Here is a 998-nt window from a genome sequence, read left to right as displayed (position 1 = left end):
ACACACCCTAGTGCGCCCCGACGCGACACCATACGACGGAAACTGGACTTACTGGGCAACCAGGAAAGGACAAGCAATCGACACGCCAACAAGGGTAGCTAAACTACTCAAAAAACAAAAAGGCAAATGCGCCTGGTGTGGACAATACTTTACCCCATCAGACTTAGTTGAAGTAGACCACATTATACCTCGAAACCACGGTGGAAAGGATGAATATAAGAATCTTCAACTACTGCACCGCCACTGTCACGATGATAAGACGGCGTTAGACAACGCCAACGCTGTATCCCTAACAATGGAGCAATCAGACTAGGAGCCGTATGATGGGAAACTATCACGTACGGTTTTGAATGGGAGGGGATGGAGGTGACTTCATTCTCGACCCCTAATCTATCCTGATGACTTCAAGTCCCGGGTTCCGCATTGGGAAAGAAACCCGGTTTGGCTGGGGGAAGTTGGGTTACGCTGCGCTTCACCCAACCTACATACTGGGGGAAGTTGGGTTGCGCTGCGCTTCACCCAACCTACTAAAGCGCACAGGCAACCCGAAAACCGCAGCTGAAGTAGAGGAGGTCTGAGCCGCCCCTGTCGCGGTTGGCACAACGGCAGACTACTGGATTGAAGAGCCACGAACCGCCACGCAGCACCCTTCTTTCTTGGCTTTCCAAAAAGTTGACTAAATATTCAATAGGTTTTTGATAACGAATATCGTTGTCATAATCCCACACACCACCATCCGAAGGCGCACCATTGTAGCTATCATGCCAGGGGTCAGCGCACCATTCCGAAACATTTCCGTGGATATCATACAAGCCAAAGGCGTTGGCGTTTTGAAACTGACCGACGGGGGTGGTTTGTCCGCGGTAGGCTCCCAGGGGTCCTGAGCTATAGGTGTGGTTGCCATCGTAGTTGGCGAGGTCCGTCGTCAGGGTATCACCGACGTGAAAGGGGCTAGTGGTTCCGGCGCGGGCTGCATATTCCCACTCCGCTTCACTGGG

The 998-nt window shown here is 52.3% G+C and carries 2 protein-coding genes; one reads left to right on the top strand and one right to left on the bottom strand.

What is annotated here, in order from left to right:
* A partial coding sequence (locus ACTIE0_RS24680; protein ID WP_439517060.1) for an HNH endonuclease occupies positions 1-313 on the top strand: 313 nt, incomplete at its 5' end.
* A 214-nt stretch (positions 314-527) separates the two neighbouring features.
* On the opposite strand, the gene ACTIE0_RS24675 is transcribed toward ACTIE0_RS24680, so the two are convergent.
* Positions 528-998 (bottom strand): formylglycine-generating enzyme family protein (locus ACTIE0_RS24675; protein WP_439517059.1); only part of this gene is annotated, 471 nt, incomplete at its 5' end.

The organism is Limnospira sp., assembly GCF_051859755.1.
Taxonomy (GTDB): Bacteria; Cyanobacteriota; Cyanobacteriia; order Cyanobacteriales; family Microcoleaceae; genus Limnospira; species Limnospira fusiformis.
This window is presented reverse-complemented; position numbering and strand designations above follow the sequence as displayed.